Genomic DNA, 17,032 nt, shown 5'->3' on the forward strand with positions numbered 1-17,032 from the left:
AGGTCGGCGTCATGCTGGCCGTCAGCTTCGGGGTGAGCGCAGCCACCGCGGTCCTCCAACTCATCGATGCGGTGCTGTCCGGATTGGCCGGCCGGCGGGTCCGGCTCAACGAGAACCTGTCCCGCTATGACCTGATCAACCTGGGACTCAACCTCGCGACCATCGCCCAACTGGTGGCCTGGGGCGCACTTGCCCTCTACCTGCTGTGGCGCGGCGGGATCAGCCCGGCCCGACTCGGACTGGGCCGGGTGCGCTGGCGCGCCGACCTCCTGGGCGGACTGGGGCTGGCGGCCCTCATCGGCATCCCGGGATTGCTCTTCTATCTGGCCGCACGCTGGCTCGGGATGAACGCCGAGGTGGAACCCTCCGCGCTGCACAACAGCTGGTGGCGGATCCCGGTGTTGATCCTGGCTGCCTTCGCCAACGGTTTCGCCGAGGAGGTGGTGGTCGTCGGCTATCTGATCACCCGCCTCAAACAGCTTGGGCTGAGCCAGAACCGGGCCATCGTGGCCTCCAGCGTGCTGCGCGGGACCTACCACCTCTACCAGGGCTTCGGGGCTGGGCTGGGCAACCTGGTGATGGGCCTGGTGTTCGGCTACGCCTGGACCCGGACCGGCAGGTTGTGGCCCCTGGTGATCGCACACGGCCTCATCGACACCGTCGCATTTGTCGGATACGCGCTGTTGGCCGGTCATCTTGGCTGGTTGAAATAGGTCTGGCACGTAAATTGAAGCGGTGAGCGACGATTGGCCGAACCGGAATGTGCCGGATCAGCCCACCACGCCGATCGCCCGGCCGGCACCCCCGCCGCCGCCGTCGCTCCCGCCGCGCCGCGAGCCGCCCCAGGTGATCCGCCGCGCCCCCGGCTACCGGGCACCGATGCCCGCGCCGAGACCGGCTCCACCACCGCCTGTACCTCCCCTACCGCCGCGCCGCACACCGCCACCGGCACCGCCGCCGCGCCCCGCTCCCCCACCCCCACCGGTCACCCGCCGTCCTGCGCCGCCGGTGGCACCAGCCGCACCGCCGCCGAGGCCGGCTCGGCCGAAGAAGAAAAAGCACTGGGGACGCCGGATCCTCGTATCCCTGTTCGTGCTGGTTCTCGTCGCCGTCACCGCGCTGGTGGGTACCGGCGTCTGGATCGACTCGACACTGCGCCGCATTCCCGTCTTCGGCGCGGCGACCGACCGGCCCGCTCCCGGCGCCGGCACCACCTGGCTGTTGGTCGGCTCGGACAGCCGCTCAGATCTGACCCCCGAACAGCAGGCCGAACTGGCCACCGGTGGCGACCTCGGCAATGGCCGCACCGACACGATCCTGGTGGTGCACATCCCCGCGCTGGGCTCGGGCGCACCCACCACGATGGTGTCCATCCCCCGCGACTCCTATGTGGCGATCCCCGGCTACGGCAAGGACAAGATCAACGCCGCGTTCGCCGAGGGCGGGGCGCCGCTGCTGGCCCAGACGGTCGAACAGGCCACCGGACTGCACCTCGATCATTACGCCGAGGTGGGCTTCGGCGGGTTCGCCGGACTGGTCGACGCCCTCGGCGGTGTGCAGGTGTGCCCGGCCGACCCGATCAACGATCCGCTGGCGGGCATCGATCTGCCTGCCGGTTGCCAGACCCTGGACGGACGCAATGCGCTGGGTTACGTCCGAAGCCGCGCCACCCCACGAGCCGACCTGGACCGGATGATCCACCAGCGCGAGTTCATGGCGGCACTGCTGCACCGGGCCAGCAGCCCGGCGGTGTGGCTCAATCCCTGGCGCTGGTATTCGGTGCCGCACGCCGCAGTGGCCTCACTGACCGTCGACGACGGCGACCACGTCTGGGACCTCGCGAGGCTGGGCTGGGCCCTGCACGGCTCCACCACCGCGCTGACCGTGCCGATCGGCGAATTCACCGGCAACGAATCCGGTTCAGTGGTGCTGTGGGACTCCGACGCCGCCACGGCGCTGTTCGACGCGCTGCGCACCGACGCGCCGATTCCGCAGCAGGTCCTGGAGTCGCAGCCCTAATCGGGCCCGGGGACGGTCAAGCCGTTCTGCAGCCAGGCCTTGGTGCGGCCGGGGTGGTTGGTCGCGATCCAACCGACGCCGAGGTCACGGCAGTAACCGACATCCTCGTAGTGGTCGACGGTCCAGCAGTACATGGCGCGGCCCTGCGCGGCGGCGCGGTCGACGAGTTCGGGGTGCTCCCGAAGGGTGGCGATCGACGGGCCGACCGCTGTGGCTCCGACCGTGGTGGCCGCACTGCCGCCGAGATACCGCGAGGTCTCCCCGAGTAGCACGGTCGGAAGGAGCGGGGCAGCGCGCCGGATCCGCCATACCGCGGCGGCCGAGAACGACATCACCACGGCGCGGGAGAGATCGGCCGACGGCGGAGCGGCGATGCCGTAGCGGTGCAGCAGCGCCAGCACCTTGCTCTCCACCAGTGCGCCGTAGCGCACCGGGTGTTTGGTCTCGATGAAGAGCTTGACCGGACGGTTCCAGTCCAGCACCAGACGCACCAGATCGTCGAGGGTGAGCAGCCCGGTGTCCCCGAGCGTGCCGTCGGCCCGCCAACTGCTGTGCCAGGCGCCCCACTCCAACCGTTTCAGATCGGCCAGGGTCATCTCGCTGACCAGGCCACTGCCGGTCGAGGTGCGATCGACCCGCCGATCATGCACACACACCAGGTGGCCGTCGCGGGTCAACCGCACATCGCATTCCACCCCGTCGGCGCCCTCCTGCAGGGCGAGCTCGTAGGCGGCCAGGGTGTGTTCGGGGCGGTCTGCCGACGCGCCGCGGTGGGCCACCACGAAAGGGTGCCCGCCGAACGCTCCGTCGGCCGTCGTCATAGACCTATGCTGCCGGTTCCTGTCGCTCCGACTCAACCGCTGGGGAAGATTCGGATTCGTCGGGCGCCGGTTCCTGCCCGACCTTCTCGTCGGCCTTCTCGTCGGCGACCACCACCCAGCGGTGCAATGGCCGCTCCACCGGCTTGCGGACGAAGCCGTCGAACACCCGCCACACCAGCAGCACGGTCGCCAGCCCGACCAGGTAGGCGATGATCACCGTGACGGTGTTGTCGGCGATTCCCTGCGGCTCGGTGGTGAAGCTGGTGGCGATACCGAAGATCGAGATGCCCGTGGAAAACACCCAGGCGACCCACCACGCGGTGATCGACGGGCGTAGCCGCGCATGCGAGTCCTCCGCGTGCGCCAGTTCGATCACGAAGACCGGCGCCCAGACCAGATTGACCACCGGCACCAGGCACCCGGCCCACAGCGCCCACGCCGGGCGGGGGTCGTCCTGGCCGCGGAACTGGTACACCGCGGACCGCCGGGCGATCAGCCACGACGTCATCACGATGGCCGCCAGGATCACCGCGACGATCGCGGCCAGGCTGATCACCACACCGAGCCACAGCGCAGCGCCCGCGACCAGCGGCGGCAGCAGCGTGGTGCGGTTGATCAGCAACAGCACGTATCGAACGATGTGGATGACGGCGGCAACGCCGAAAATGGTGGCCGCCGACAGCAGGGCGGCGCGCACGGTGGTGGGTTGCGGACCCTGCTTGGTGGCGGTGTGCTCCGCGTCAGCCGGTGACGCCAGGGGGTCCACGAGCCCCCAGCGCGGAATGGTGAAGTAGCGCGGCGTCGGCCCCAGCGGGCGACGGCGGCGGCGCGGCGGCGGGGGCGGCCCGGGCCGGACGGCGATCCAGCGGAATCCGGCCGGCGGACGCTGCGGGTTGGCCGGCGGCGCCGGCGGCCGGGTCTGCGGCGGCGTGGCGGTGCGCGGGCTCCACTGCGGTTCGGGCGGATTGACCGGCGCCATCAGCGCCCCGTTGCACCGGGGGCACCAGGCGCGCTGCCGATCGCGCACGTTCCACCGCGTCCCGCACTGGGAACACACCTGAATCACCGCACCAGCCTAGCGAGGACCACTGCGGCGGGTGGCGAAGCGACCGGCCACACCGTCGATCCACCCGGCGCCAGAGGCAGCGACGAATTTCGCAGCTTTCCGGCCTCGGGTTCTGGCACGCGGTGCCGCTTGAACCGCGGCCACGCCACAGCAATGTCTGGGCTATCCACAGTTTCCACAGCCTTATCCACAGGCTGTTCGACCAGTAAAGGGCCACTTAGCGCACCATGGACGCGTGTGAGCGGCGCCAACTTGTGGATAACCAGGGGGCGTGTGGGCGAGCCGATCAACAGGTTGATCACGGCTGAGCGAAATTCGTTGGTCCTCTAACGGCCTGACCCCTGCCCGCGACGCGCCGCACGACACGCCGGGCACCCCCGGGAGGCCGGCCGGGATCCGGATACCCGGCCACCCAGCGGATCAATCATCGACTTCTGGGCGGCCACCAGAGCCGGTGTCAGACAGGATTTTCCTCCGGCTGCACGAGGGGTTATGATCGCGCTCACACTCGGTTCTGTGACATATTTCACCGGGAGCGCTGGTTGAACACACAGGTCAGGACGGTTTGATGGCGTCGCACTCTTTCGGGCAGCAGTCCGCGTCGCAGTCATCGCAGTGGTACGTGCCATCGTCGACCTGCAACCGCTCGTACTTGATGGCCGCCATGCGGGCCAGCGTCATCGCTCTGGTCCTGCTGGGCATCCTGGCGCTGATCGTCCTGTTCTGATCCGCCGGTAGATTCCGGGCGCGTGCTCGACGTCGGCATTCCGGACGTCTGCTGTTCGCACACCGTTAGCACTCGTGTCCTCTTGCGTGCCAGCCACACGGTGCCGCATCCTGGTCCGAACCGACCCGCTGTCGTGTCGCACCAAGACGTACTGAGTGTCGCGGAGGCGAGATGGAAACTGGATCCGGGCGCGCGGTTGAAGTCGCCCCCTTTCACTCTCGTGGCGCCCTGAAGGGCTTCGTGGTATCCGGCCGCTGGCCCAACTCCACCAAGGAATGGGCGCAACTGCTGATGGTCGCCGTGCGGGTGGCGTCCCTTCCCGGACTGCTCTCCACCACAACGATTTTCGGCGTTCGAGAAGAACTCCCGGACAAGCCGCAGCCGGGAACCGTGGGCCTGGTCCTCGCCGAGGGCACCGTGGTCGGCGAATCCGCGGTGGCACCAGGGCATTTCGCCGATCGCCAGCCGCCAGCACTGCTGATGCTGCATCCGCCCTCGGAAACCACGCCGTCGTTGCCGGAATGCTCTGGCGCGGCGTCGGGATGCGTGCTGCTGCCCGGTCTTCCACACCTGGGCCTCGAACACCGCGCGGCCTGGGTCGAGGCAGAGTCGGACGGGACCATCACGAGCATGGTCAGCCGGGTGGGTGTCGACCCGATCAGTCACCCCGACACCGCGATACTCGCGATGCTGCTGGCGGCATAGCGCGATTCGGCGGTCCGGTTTCCCGGCGCCGTTTCCCGCGCCGAGCAGATGCCCCGCGTCCCTCTCGGGCTGGCGGCACTGAGCCACGCGACGAACGGTCCCGCGGTCGTGCGCGCCAGACCCGGTGACGCGTCCGCGCCGGCCTGAAGGGCCTCGCACTCGCTGCGTTTTTTATCGAACCAGGCGGCATGACCAGGCCCGCATTGGCTGCTGACACCCGCGGCATCTACCGACAGCCTATTGAAACCGCTGTACAGCAAAGCGAATCGCGGGAGGCTCAGATTCCGCAGGTGGTTGCCCAGCGGTACCGCCGGTATCTCCGGGCGGTGCGGCGGCCCGAATGCTGGGCCGTACCCGTCGCGACCACCGCATTCTTTGCCTACGGGCAGTCCGGCCGGGCTGGTGACGGGTCTCAGCTGGTTATCAGATTTGTTTGCCAGATCGACATAAATGACCGCGCCCGTCAATTATGCGATAGTTTGCACTTGGTTGTCGGAGCATGTGTCGCTACGATGATCAGCAAATAAGCCAACGCAAACGACCGCTGTTCCAGCATGTGGAGGTCAAAGGAATGAGCACGACGTTCTCGGCGCGACTAAATCGCCTGTTCGACACGGTGTATCCGCCGGGCCGCGGTCCTCATACCTCTGCAGAAGTGATCGCTGCGCTGAAAGCTGAAGGCGTCACCATGTCGGCCCCGTATCTGTCTCAGCTGCGCTCAGGCAACCGGACCAACCCGTCGACCACCACCATGACCGCGCTTGCCAACTTCTTCCGGATCAAGCCGGCGTACTTCACCGACGATGAGTACTACGAGAAGCTCGACAAGGAGCTGACGTGGCTCGCCAACATGCGTGACGAGGGTGTGCGGCGGATTGCCGCGCGCACGGTCGGACTCTCCCCCGAAGCCCAGCAGGACATCGTCTCCAAGGTCGATGAGCTGCGCCGTCGGGAGCACCTCGACGATTAGCCCGTAGCCGGGCAGCCGTACCGCACGGCAACATCGAAGCGATGATCAGGCGAGCGGCGTCCTCGCCAGCGCCTGGTACTGGCGGGCGATCTCCAGGATCCATTCCCGGTCGGAGTACGTCTCCGGCTGACGGAGCCATTCAAGGCCGGGAAAGTCACCGTAAGCGGCCGGCGTGGCCACCCGCGGCGTGTCGCGACCGGCATTGATCCACGCGGCGATCGCCGCCGCCTGTTCAGTCGGGCCGACGGCCGGTCGCCGGGCGTCGGTCAGCACATCGAGGGCGTTCTCGGCCCGCCCGGCGTGCACGTGGTGCGCCGCGGTGGCCTCCAGGTACAACGCATCGGAGATCAGCGACAGGCGTTCGGCCACCCGGAACACCAGCGGGCCACGCGGGCGCTCACCGATGCCCACGTCAGGCTGACGACGTTCCAGTTCCTGGAGCAGCGGATCGATGAGCTTGAGCTCCCGGCGGCCGCCGAACCAGTCCTCGATGGCTGGCAGCAGCGATCCGGCCGCCACGATCGCCATGGCAGCACCGAGCAGCGTCGCCGCCGTCCCCACCCCAACCAGGCTGGTGCTGCCGGCGGCCCGGATCAGGCAGAAGGCACTGGCCGCGACGATCAGTGCGATACCCATGGTGAACACGAACAAGGCCCGGCCACGCCGGGTCCGGTTGGAGTGCCGCATGCCGGCCCAGAGCACCAAGGTCAACGTCAGGAAGACGTAGAGCAGCGGCAGCAACCACGGCAGCGAGGTGCTGGTGGAGCCGAGATTGCGACGCAGATATTCCTGCGGCGCCATCTCGGACTGCTGTCCCTCGGCGAAGAACAGGACCAGGGTGACGACGGCGATGACCGCCGCGACCAGGTACTGGAACACCGCGACGCGACGCGTCGCCGCGGGGCTACGGGTGGAGGCAACGGTGGTGATCATGACGCAACTGCCCGCCGCGCAGCCGATCAGCGCGACCTGGCTCAGCCCGATCGAGATGTTGGGCCAGTGCAGCGTGGTGTCGATCAGCAGCGTCAGCGGCGGCCAGTTCAACGCCGCCACCAGGGCCAGGCTGCCCAGCGCGACGATCATCGCGGTACTGACCACCGATTGCTTGTTCACCAGGGCCCAGCCGATACGCAGGCCGGTGGCCATTCCCAGCAGGCCGGCGATCACCCAGACGATCAACCAAACGCCTCTCCGAGGCGGACTTGGACGATCGAGGAGCGGTCCGACGGGAGCCGGCCCAGCCGATAGAGCAACAACGCGGCGAAATCCTCGGCCTCCTGCTCGGCGTCCTCACCGCTGGGGCCCATACATCCGGTGCGCTGGTTGAGCATGTAGCCGATGAGGTCGTCGCTGGCCACTTCCGTCACGTCGCGCGCCGCTTCGGTGACGGGGGTGCCGAAATGGCCCAGGACCAAGTGCCCCAATTCGTGGGCCAGGGTGCGGTCCCAGGTCGGCAGCCCGTGCTGGATGAGGAAGACATCGTGATCGGCGTACTGCCGCCACTGTCCGCACACGCCCGGCGGAAGGTCGGCCATGGTGATCTCGATCGGCCTGCCCTGATGCTCGCTGACTGCGGCGACCAGCCGGCTCAGCGACACCTCGCCCTGTCGGGGAGCCAGGTCGAGCACGTCGTTGACCGCCTTGGTGACCTGGCGACTGGCCGACATCTCAACCCCTTCCCCAGTCGGCTGCCGGCCCGCTGGGGCGTGCCGTGATCACCGCAGGAACCGTGCGGTTCCGGCAGCCCGCACCCCGTGACCGGCCCGTGCTTGGCGATATCCGAGCACACCGCCGAGCGCCGTCAGGGCGACGAGGCCGGCGAATCCGGGCAGGGCCAGCGCGGCGACCTCACCAATCTTGGCGTCCCGGAGGTACTCGGGATAGCCCACCCTAAACGACGGCGGTGGTTCTGTACCGATGCCGGCACTGGCGGGTAGGCGCTCCGCCTTGGCGTTGGGTTCACTGGCCGGGTTGCCCCGGGGACCGGGCCGGGCTTCGGCGGGTCCGGCCCCGCTGGGCGGGGCGACCGGACGCAGTGGCGCCTCGAACACCGGCGGCAGCCCGATGACCGGCGGCAGCCCGATCGTCGCGGGTTCGCCGGTGGCCACCGGCGGGGCGGTGCCGCCTTCGACACTGACCGGGGTCGGTTCACTGGGAATGCCCGGCACCGACGGAATCCTCACCGGCGGGAACCCGATCCCGCCGCCACTGCCACCCCCACCGCTCTGCGGCGGCCGGGAGATACCGCTGATGGGGCCCGGGGATCCGACGCTGCCCCCGTTGCCGGTACCCGGGTTGCCCCCGCACGGCGGCCAGGGCAGGTCCGGGGGCCAATCCGGCGGCCGGGGCGGAAAGTCGGGGTCCTCGGGGGGCACCGGCGTCTCACCGCCCGGCTCCGTCGGAGTCTGTGAACCGCCTTCGCCCGGTTCACCGGGGGACGGGCCGGGAACGTGCGCAGGCCGCGGGATACGGTGGCCACCGGTTGGGCCCGCCCCGGGACCGGCGGTGCTGTCGCCACCGGGCGCGCTGGCCTGCCCGGTGCCCTGGGGGCCCTTCGTGCCGCCGGGCCTGCCGCCCGGCCCGCGATGCCGGTGACCACCGGTGACCGGTGGGTTGCTAGCTGAGTCACCCGCGTTATCCGAGCCGTCCGGCCCGTTATGAACCGTCCCTGGCGCCGCCGTGGCCGGCACCGCCGCGAACGTGCCCGCACCGGCATAGAGCACACCGCACGCAACGATCCAGCTAATCGCAGCGGCCCGCACAGGCGACCGGTTCACAGGGTTCCTCGAGTTAGCGGCGCTGTCGGCGCGCCGAGTCGGAAGCTATCCGATCATTGTGGCATATGCGCAGGTCGTGGTCGGCCGCCTCGGCCCGGGCGATAGGGTGGGCACACCCGGTCGCGAGCCCCCTCGCCGACCGTCGACGACCTACCCGGGAGGCAACAGGGATGGGCCTGTTCACCAAGCGCAAGAGCCGTGCGACGCGTCGTGCGGAGGCCCGTGCGATCAAGGCCCGCGCCAAGCTGGAGGCACGTCTGGCCGCCAAGAACGAGGCCAAGCGGATCAAGGCCGGCGAGCGCGCCGGCAACAAGGCGATCAAGGCGCAGCTGAAGGCCGCCCGCGATGCCGATCGGGCGGCGGTGAAGGTTGCCGAGGCCGAGCTGAAGGCGGTACGGGAGGGCAAACTCCTGTCCCCCACCCGGATCCGCCGGGCCCTGACGGTTTCCCGGCTGTTGGCGCCCGTCGTCGTGCCGATCGCCTACCGGGCGGCGATCGCCGCCCGGGGTGTCATCGACGAGCGCCGCGCCGACCGGCTCGGCGTCCCGCTGAGCCAGCTCGGCCAGTTCTCCGGCCAGGGCGGTCAGCTGTCCGCCCGGATCGCCGGAGCCGAGAGTTCCCTGCGGGCCGTCGCCGCCAAGAAGCCGAAGGACGCCGAAACCAAGCAGTTCGTCGCCGCGATGACCGAGCGGTTGTCCGCGTTGTCCGCTGCAGTGACGGCCGCCGAGAACATGCCCGGCCCGCGACGCCGGGACGCGCACGCCGCGATCGCCGAACAGCTCGACGGTATCGACGCCGACCTGATGGCCCGCCTGGGCGTGCTCTGACCGCAATGCCGTCCCGCTGCCGGTCACGCCTGCTGACCCTGTCCGCGGTGCTGCCCGTCCTCGCTCTGGGGTCCTGGGTCGGCATGGCCACCGCGGCCGCCCACGTCCATGTCGCCTCCGACCACGCGGTGCGCGGCGACGACGCCCTGGTGACCTTCCAGGTACCCAACGAGTCCGAAAAGGGCTCGCCCACAACACAAGTCACCATCACGCTGCCCAACGTTGCCTCCGCGAGCACCGACGTGCTGGCCGGCTGGACCGCCACCCTGGATCGCACCGCCGACGGTGCGTACCGCGCGGTCACCTTCACCGCGACCCCCAACTCCGGGATCGGAGCGCAGCAGTTCGAGCTGTTCGCCATCTCGATCCAGCTGCCGGACGCCGATTCGGTGACGTTCCCGGTCGTGCAGACCTACGCCGACGGCACGACGGTGCACTGGGATCAGCCGCCGCCGGCCGGCGGCGGAGAGGCTGAGTTCCCGGCGCCGACGCTGGCGCTGACGGCGGGCCCGCACGACGCTCAGGAGCACCACGCGAGCCAGACAGCACCCCCCGCTCCGCCGACACCGTCGGCGCCGTCGGTCGCAGCGCGGAACGAGGCGCCCCCGGATAACACCGCGCGTGCCCTCGCCGGTGGGGCGCTGCTGGTCGGCGCCATCGGCGTCGGTGTCGCGTTGACCAGGAGACGAACATGAGAAGGATCGCCGCCGTCATCCTGTTGACCGCCGCCATGACGATGGGCGGCACGGGTCTGGCCTGGGCGCATGCCTTCCTGCTCACTGCGGATCCCGCCCAGGACTCGACGCTGCAGACCAGCCCGACGCGGGTGACTGCGACGTTCAACGAGCAGATGCAGTCGGAGTTCGCCGCCATGACGGTGGTGGGTCCGGACGCGGCGGTGTGGTCCGAGGGTTCACCGCAGGTCCAGGGGGCGACGGTCAGCGTCGGCGTTCGCCCGCTGGGACCGGCGGGGCGGTACACGGTGAACTACCGGGTGACCTCGGCCGACGGCCACGTCGTCTCGGGTTCGTGGTCCTTCACGCTGGCTACCGCCGGTACCCCGGCACCGCCGACGTCGGCGGCTCCTGCGGCTCCTGCTGCGGCGGCACCGGCGAGCACCGCCACGCACGCGTTGCCGGTGTGGCCGTTCGTGGTGGCGGCGGTTGTGCTGGTCGCCGCGGGTGCCGCGGTGGCGCTGCGCCGCCGGTCCTGACGGCGGTCGGCCCGAACCTGCCCGCAACCCCGCTGGCATGATGGGTACCGCCGGCGTAGGTGAGAAGACACTGCAAAGGAGCACGCCCGATGGCAGAAGCGCAGGACCAGCCCGACCAGGGTGGTGCCACGCCGCCTGAGCCACAACCGCCCCAGCAGGCCGTGGCGAAGAAGACGCCGGCCAAGAAAGCCCCGGCGAAGAAGGCTCCCGCCAAAAAGGCTCCCGCCAAGAAAGCGCCGGTCAAGGCGACCGATCCGGCCAAGAAGGCACCCGCGAAGAAGGCTCCTGCCAAGAAGGTACCGCCGCCTGCGCTCGACGCCCCGGTCCCGCCGCCCGCGCTCGAACCAGCCGCCCCGCACCCGGCACTGGTAGCCGGCCCCACCGCACCAGGTGCCGCTCCGCTGGCCGAAGCCGCCCGGGAGGCGGCCGCCCACGCCAAGTCGTCGGTCGAGCAGGCGGCCAGCCCGCTGTCGAAGCCGGCGGTGCCCGCGGTGGCCGAGGAGAGCCGCTCACCGCTGCCGTTCGCAGTGGCCTTCGCAGCGGCCGTGCTGATCGCTCTGCTCGTGCGGCGCCGCCGCCACCGCCAGGAGGACTGACTCGCGTGAGTGTCGTGTTCCGCCCGACCGCCGACCTCGTCGACGACATCGGGCCCGACGTCCGCAGCTGCGATGTGCAGTTCCGCCAGTTCGGCGCTCGGGCCGAATTCGCCGGGCCGATCAGCACCGTGCGCTGCTTTCAGGACAACGCGCTGTTGAAATCGGTGCTGTCCGAACCTGGCAATGGCGGGGTGCTCGTGATCGACGGTGACGCCTCGGTGCACACCGCGCTCGTCGGTGACCTCATCGCCGAGTTAGCCCGCTCCAACGGGTGGGCCGGGCTGATCGTGCACGGCGCGGTGCGCGACGCCGCGACGCTACGCACCCTCGACATCGGCATCAAGGCGTTGGGCACCAACCCCCGCAAGAGCACCAAGACCGGTGCCGGCGAACGCGATGTGCAGGTGAGTTTCGGTGGTGTCACCTTCGCCCCGGGCGAGGTTGCCTACAGCGATGACGACGGGATCGTCGTCACACCTGCGGGTTAAACACCCACTGCGGCACGCCGTTTGGAGAAGTCCAGCGCTTCGTCGTCGACCTTGCCGTGCCGGATCAGCCGCAAGTCCAGCAGATAATTCTGCTTGAGCCGCCACGGTGCCACCGAGCCCGCCTTGGGGAGCCGGTCCAGTGCGCGCAGGACGTATCCGGGAGTGAAGTCGAGCAGCGGTCGCTCCTCGACACCCGACTCCGGGCTGGCGGGTTCGACATGGTCGAATCCGGCCTCGTCCATGAAATTGAGTACGCGGCAGACGAATTCGGACACCAAGTCGGCCTTCAGCGTCCATGACGCGTTGGTGTAGCCGATGGTGAACGCCATGTTCGGGACGCCGGAGAGCATCATCCCCTTGTAGGCCATGGTGCCGGTCAGGTCCAGCGGTGCGCCATCCTTGCAGATCTCGGCTCCACCGAACAGCTGGAGGTTCAAACCCGTTGCGGTGACGATGATGTCGGCCGACAGCTCGCGACCCGAGCTGAGCAGGATCCCACCGGGCGTGAAGCGCTCGATGGTGTCGGTGACCACCTCGGCTTGACCCGTGCGGATGGCCCTGAACAGATCGCCGTTGGGCGCCAGGCAGAGTCGCTCGTCCCACACGTTGTAGCTCGGGCCGAAGTGCCGCTCGACGTCGTAGCCCTGCGGCAACCGGCGCTGAGCCATCGTCATCAGCTGCTTGCGCATGAAGCCCGGAAAGCGGCGGGCGATGCCGTACTGGGCGGACTGGAACACGATGCTCTTCCATCGGTTGATCACGTATGCGGGCTTGGCAGGCAGCAGCTTGTTGACCCGGGTGGCGAACGGGTCGATATCGGGCAGCGCACCGATGTAGGTCGGTGAGCGCTGCAGCATGGTCACCTGGGCGGCGCCCGAATTGGCAAGCGCCGGAATCAACGTCACCGCTGTGGCACCGCTGCCGATCACGACGATCCGCTTGCCTGCGTAATCGAGATCCTGCGGCCAGTGTTGCGGGTGCACGATCGTGCCGGTGAAGTCCTGCGCGCCGGGGAATTCCGGGGAGTAGCCCTGGTCGTAGTTGTAGTAGCCACTGCAGGCGAACAGGAACGAACAGGTGATCTCGCGCTGTTCACCGTCGGACTCGACCCGCACCGTCCACTGGTTGTCGGCGCTGGACCAGTCGGCGGCGACCACGCGCTGGCCGTAGCGGATGTGCCGGTCGATTCCGTACTCCCGCACGGTCTCCTGCAGGTATCTCATGATGGACGGACCGTCGGCGATCGACTTGGTGTCCGTCCACGGCTTGAACCGGAAGCCCAGGGTGAACATGTCCGAGTCCGACCGGATGCCGGGGTATTTGAACAGGTCCCAGGTACCGCCCAGATTCGCGCGCCGCTCCAGCACAACGAACGACTTGGCCGGGCACCGGTCCTGCAGATGCCAGGCAGCGCTGATCCCGGAGATTCCTGCACCAACGATCACAACATCGACGTGTTCGGTCATGGCGTCACGCTATCAACGCGGTGTTGAATAGGTCAACATTGTGTTGAAAAACCCGACGCGCTGTAAAGTGGTGGCCATGTCGACCGCCAGCCCCACCCGGTCCAGAGGCCGCCGCAGCACCCGCCCGTCGGGCGACGAGCGCGAGTCGGCGATCCTGAACACCCTGGAGCGCATGCTCGACGAGCGGCCCTTCGGCGAGATCTCGGTCGACGACCTGGCCAAGGGCGCAGGCCTGTCCCGGCCCACGTTCTACTTCTACTTCCCGTCCAAGGAAGCGGTGTTGGCGCGGTTGTTCGCGCGGATGATCGCGGCCACCGACCCGGCTGCGGTCCAGAGTCCCGATCCAGCTGCGGCCACCGACCCCGAACAGGTCTGCCGCGACGGCATCTTCGCGTTCTTCGAGGCGTTGCGCCCGCACCGCGGCGTTGCCGTCGCCGGCCTGACCGCGATGGCCGCAAATGCCGAACTGCGCGACCTGTGGTCGCAATTCATGACGGCCTGGATCGACCACACGACCGGATTCATCGAGGCCGAGCGGGCCCGCGGGGCGGCGCCGGTGACCATCGGAGCGCGTGACCTGGCTACCGCGCTGAACCTGATGAACGAGCGGGTGGTGTTCGCCGCGCAGGGCAACCAGGAGCCGACACTGCCCGAAGACGCGGCCCTGACGGCCGTGGCCCATGTGTGGGCGATGAGCATCTACGGCACCGGCGCAGGCATCTGACCCGAGACTTTGGTCACCGATTAATTAACCCGACCGTAGATTGGCCAGATTGCCTTTCGGTTGCCCCTAATCTGGCAAACATGTCGGAAGAGCAACCGGCGGAGCCCACCGCGGGCGCCACCGTCGGACGGCTGGCGTTGTACTGCGTGCTGGCCGGAGTACTGGTCGCCGCCTTGTTGTTCCCGATCGTCGGCGGCGCAGGGGTGGTGGTCAACCACGCCTCCGACGTTGCCGCGTCGGACTCGACCGAGATGCTGGAGGGCACGGTGCCCACCGTCTCGACCATGGTCGATGCCGCGGGCAACCCGATCGCCTGGATCTATGCCCAGCGCCGCTGGCCGGTGCCCACCGATCGGATCGCCGACACCATGAAGTTGGCCATCGTCTCGATCGAGGACAAACGCTTCGCCGACCACAACGGCGTCGACATCCAGGGCACCCTCACCGGACTTGTCGGCTACCTGCAGGGTGACGAGGACACCCGCGGCGGTTCGACGATCGAGCAGCAGTACGTCAAGAACTACAACCTTCTGGTCAACGCCCAGACCGACGCCGAGCGCCGCGCCGCGATCGAGACCACCCCGGCCCGCAAGCTGCGCGAGATCCGGATGGCCCTGGCGCTCGACAAGGTGCTCACCAAGCCCGAGATCCTGACCCGCTACCTCAACCTGGTGTCCTTCGGCAACGGCGCCTACGGCATCCAGGACGCCGCCAAGACCTACTTCGGTGTCAACGCCGCCGACCTGAACTGGCAACAGGCGGCACTGCTGGCCGGAATGGTGCAGTCGACCAGCGCGCTCAACCCCTACACCAATCCCGGGGCCGCGCTGGCCCGCCGCAACCTGGTGCTGGACACCATGATCGAGAACCTGCCGGAAAAGGCCGACGAACTGCGGGCGGCCCGGGCACAGCCGCTGGGCATCCTGCCGCAGCCGGCCACGCTGCCGGAAGGCTGCATCGCTGCCGGCGACCGCGGGTTCTTCTGCGACTACGTGCTCCAGTATCTGGCCCGAGCCGGGATCAGCAAGCAGGAGATCGCCCGCAACGGATACCTGATCAAGACCACGCTGGACCCCAACGTGCAGAACAGCGTCAAGAAGGCCATCGACTCGGTGGCCAGCCCGACGCTCGACGGGGTGGCCAGCGTCATGACCGTGATCCGGCCGGGCCAGGATTCCCACAAGGTGCTCGCGATCGGCGACAACCGCAACTACGGCCTGCGCCTGGATGCCGGCGAAACGGTTCAGCCGCAACCCTTTTCATTGGTCGGCGATGGGGCCGGCTCGATCTTCAAGATCTTCACCACCGCCGCGGCCCTCGATATGGGGATGGGCATCAAGGCCCAGCTCGACGTGCCGCCGACTTTTCAGGGCAAGGGCCTGGGGACCAGTGGAACCCCCGGCTGCCCACCCGAGACGTGGTGCGTCAAGAACGCCGGCGGCTACCGCACCCCGATGAGCGTCACCGATGCGCTGGCCCAGTCGCCCAATACCGCGTTCGCCCGGCTGATCCAGCAGATCGGGGTGCCGCGGGCGGTGGACATGGCGGTGAAACTCGGGCTGCGTTCCTACGCCGAGCCCGGCACCGCACGCGCCTACGACCCCAACAACAACGAGAGCCTCGCCGACTTCATCAAGCGGCAGAACCTGGGCTCGTTCACGTTGGGCCCGTTCCAGCTCAACGCGCTGGAGCTGTCCAACGTGGCCGCGACGCTGGCGTCGGGAGGCATGTGGTGCCCGCCGAGCCCGATCGCCGAGATCTTCGACCGCAGCGGAAAGCCGGTGGCCGTGGAGACGGCCAAATGTGAGCAGGTGGTGTCGCCGGGATTGGCCAATACCCTGGCCAACGCCTTGAGCAAGGACGCCACCGGCGGTACCGCTGCGGCCTCGGCGGGCTCGGTCGGCTGGAACCTGCCGATGTCGGGTAAGACCGGCACGACGGAATCGCACCGATCGTCGGGGTTCCTGGGTTTCACCAACCAGTACGCGGCGGCCAACTACATCTTCGACGACTCCACCAAGCCGGGTGGCCTGTGCTCGTGGCCGCTGCGCAAGTGCGGCTACGGCAACCTCTACGGGGGTAACGAACCGGCGCGGACCTGGTTCACCGCGATGAAGCCGATCGCCGACACCTTCGGTCCGATCTCGCTGCCGCCCACCGATCCGCGCTATGTGGACGGCGGCCCCGGTAGCGAGGTACCCAGCATCACCGGGCTGAGTCTGGACGCCGCCAAGAAGAAGCTGCGTGACGCCGGTTTCCAGGTCTCGGATCAACCGACCCCGGTCAACAGCTACCTGTCCAAGGGCACGATCGTCGGGACCACGCCCAAGGGCAAGACCATCCCGGGTTCGATCATCACGATCAACACCAGCAACGGCGTGGCACCCGCCCCGCCGCCGAGTGCACCTCCGCCGGACGCACCACCACCGCCGCCGACCGAAGCTCCGCCGCCGGATGTGCAGATCATTGAGATCCCCGGCCTGCCGCCCATCACGATCCCGGTGTTCCCACCGCCGGCGCCGCCACCGCCACCCCCGCCCGCGCCACCTCCTCCACCACCACCGGCGCCTGAGCCGCCGCCGCCCGCGCCGGAAGCGCCACCGCCGCCGCCGTAGAACTGTCGGACGGCCGTG

Annotated in this window: 18 protein-coding genes; 12 read left to right on the forward strand and 6 right to left on the reverse strand. The window is 68.9% G+C overall.

Annotated features, from left to right (window positions below):
* Positions 1 to 11 precede the first annotated feature (11 nt).
* Both G6N35_RS18160 and G6N35_RS18165 read left to right on the forward strand, forming a co-directional pair.
* Positions 12 to 713, forward strand: a complete 702-nt coding sequence (locus tag G6N35_RS18160) for a CPBP family intramembrane glutamic endopeptidase (protein WP_163807766.1) — start codon at positions 12 to 14, stop codon at positions 711 to 713.
* A gap of 166 nt (positions 714 to 879) precedes the next feature.
* Positions 880 to 2,019, forward strand: a complete 1,140-nt coding sequence (locus tag G6N35_RS18165; RefSeq protein ID WP_179967482.1) for an LCP family protein — start codon at positions 880 to 882, stop codon at positions 2,017 to 2,019.
* Here the strand turns inward: G6N35_RS18165 and G6N35_RS18170 are convergent.
* Positions 2,016 to 2,840 (reverse strand): glycerophosphodiester phosphodiesterase, encoded by an 825-nt coding sequence (locus G6N35_RS18170; RefSeq protein ID WP_163805507.1) that lies wholly within the window; start codon positions 2,838 to 2,840, stop codon positions 2,016 to 2,018. The genes G6N35_RS18165 and G6N35_RS18170 overlap by 4 nt on opposite strands.
* Before the next feature lie 4 nt (positions 2,841 to 2,844).
* On the reverse strand, positions 2,845 to 3,906 hold the full coding sequence (locus G6N35_RS18175) for a DUF4328 domain-containing protein (RefSeq protein WP_163805508.1): 1,062 nt from the start codon (positions 3,904 to 3,906) through the stop codon (positions 2,845 to 2,847).
* Between the two features lie 568 nt (positions 3,907 to 4,474).
* Here G6N35_RS18175 and G6N35_RS26940 point away from each other — a divergent pair.
* The 3 genes from G6N35_RS26940 to G6N35_RS18185 all read left to right on the forward strand — a co-directional run bounded on the left by G6N35_RS26940 (position 4,475) and on the right by G6N35_RS18185 (position 6,308).
* Positions 4,475 to 4,633: a hypothetical protein gene (locus G6N35_RS26940; RefSeq protein ID WP_170313136.1), complete on the forward strand. Its 159-nt coding sequence runs from the start codon at positions 4,475 to 4,477 to the stop codon at positions 4,631 to 4,633.
* A gap of 171 nt (positions 4,634 to 4,804) precedes the next feature.
* Complete coding sequence (locus G6N35_RS18180; protein WP_163805509.1) at positions 4,805 to 5,338, forward strand: peptidase; 534 nt, start codon at positions 4,805 to 4,807, stop codon at positions 5,336 to 5,338.
* 571 nt (positions 5,339 to 5,909) lie between these two features.
* Complete coding sequence (locus G6N35_RS18185; RefSeq protein WP_163805510.1) at positions 5,910 to 6,308, forward strand: helix-turn-helix transcriptional regulator; 399 nt, start codon at positions 5,910 to 5,912, stop codon at positions 6,306 to 6,308.
* 45 nt (positions 6,309 to 6,353) lie between these two features.
* Here G6N35_RS18185 and G6N35_RS18190 read toward each other — a convergent pair whose 3' ends face one another.
* The 3 genes from G6N35_RS18190 to G6N35_RS18200 are packed head-to-tail and all read right to left on the reverse strand — an operon-like array spanning position 6,354 to position 9,085.
* Positions 6,354 to 7,487, reverse strand: coding sequence for an MFS transporter (locus G6N35_RS18190; protein ID WP_163805511.1), 1,134 nt, complete (start codon positions 7,485 to 7,487; stop codon positions 6,354 to 6,356).
* On the reverse strand, positions 7,484 to 7,975 hold the full coding sequence (locus tag G6N35_RS18195; protein ID WP_163805512.1) for an ImmA/IrrE family metallo-endopeptidase: 492 nt from the start codon (positions 7,973 to 7,975) through the stop codon (positions 7,484 to 7,486). Before G6N35_RS18195 ends, G6N35_RS18190 begins: the two co-directional genes overlap by 4 nt.
* Positions 7,976 to 8,023: 48 nt before the next feature.
* On the reverse strand, positions 8,024 to 9,085 hold the full coding sequence (locus G6N35_RS18200; RefSeq protein ID WP_163805513.1) for a hypothetical protein: 1,062 nt from the start codon (positions 9,083 to 9,085) through the stop codon (positions 8,024 to 8,026).
* Between the two features lie 170 nt (positions 9,086 to 9,255).
* Between G6N35_RS18200 and G6N35_RS18205 the strand changes: the two genes are divergently transcribed.
* The 5 genes from G6N35_RS18205 to rraA all read left to right on the forward strand — a co-directional run bounded on the left by G6N35_RS18205 (position 9,256) and on the right by rraA (position 12,209).
* A complete protein-coding gene (locus G6N35_RS18205; RefSeq protein WP_163805514.1) occupies positions 9,256 to 9,912 on the forward strand; it encodes a DUF6474 family protein in 657 nt (218 codons plus the stop codon).
* A gap of 5 nt (positions 9,913 to 9,917) precedes the next feature.
* Complete coding sequence (locus G6N35_RS18210; protein WP_163805515.1) at positions 9,918 to 10,607, forward strand: YcnI family protein; 690 nt, start codon at positions 9,918 to 9,920, stop codon at positions 10,605 to 10,607.
* A complete protein-coding gene (locus G6N35_RS18215; protein ID WP_163805516.1) occupies positions 10,604 to 11,125 on the forward strand; it encodes a copper resistance CopC family protein in 522 nt (173 codons plus the stop codon). Before G6N35_RS18210 ends, G6N35_RS18215 begins: the two co-directional genes overlap by 4 nt.
* Before the next feature lie 89 nt (positions 11,126 to 11,214).
* On the forward strand, positions 11,215 to 11,721 hold the full coding sequence (locus G6N35_RS18220) for a hypothetical protein (RefSeq protein WP_163805517.1): 507 nt from the start codon (positions 11,215 to 11,217) through the stop codon (positions 11,719 to 11,721).
* Between the two features lie 5 nt (positions 11,722 to 11,726).
* Positions 11,727 to 12,209 (forward strand): ribonuclease E activity regulator RraA, encoded by a 483-nt coding sequence (rraA, locus tag G6N35_RS18225; RefSeq protein WP_163805518.1) that lies wholly within the window; start codon positions 11,727 to 11,729, stop codon positions 12,207 to 12,209.
* Here rraA and G6N35_RS18230 read toward each other — a convergent pair.
* Positions 12,206 to 13,675, reverse strand: coding sequence for a flavin-containing monooxygenase (locus tag G6N35_RS18230; protein ID WP_163805519.1), 1,470 nt, complete (start codon positions 13,673 to 13,675; stop codon positions 12,206 to 12,208). The genes rraA and G6N35_RS18230 overlap by 4 nt on opposite strands.
* 76 nt (positions 13,676 to 13,751) lie before the next feature.
* On the opposite strand from G6N35_RS18230, the gene G6N35_RS18235 reads away from it, so the two are divergent.
* Both G6N35_RS18235 and ponA2 read left to right on the forward strand, forming a co-directional pair.
* Complete coding sequence (locus G6N35_RS18235) at positions 13,752 to 14,399, forward strand: TetR/AcrR family transcriptional regulator (protein ID WP_163805520.1); 648 nt, start codon at positions 13,752 to 13,754, stop codon at positions 14,397 to 14,399.
* An 80-nt stretch (positions 14,400 to 14,479) separates the two neighbouring features.
* Complete coding sequence (gene ponA2, locus G6N35_RS18240) at positions 14,480 to 17,014, forward strand: transglycosylase/D,D-transpeptidase PonA2 (RefSeq protein ID WP_163805521.1); 2,535 nt, start codon at positions 14,480 to 14,482, stop codon at positions 17,012 to 17,014.
* Positions 17,015 to 17,032: the final 18 nt, after the last annotated feature.

This window comes from Mycolicibacterium anyangense (genome assembly GCF_010731855.1).
In the GTDB taxonomy this organism is placed as follows: Bacteria; Actinomycetota; Actinomycetes; order Mycobacteriales; family Mycobacteriaceae; genus Mycobacterium; species Mycobacterium anyangense.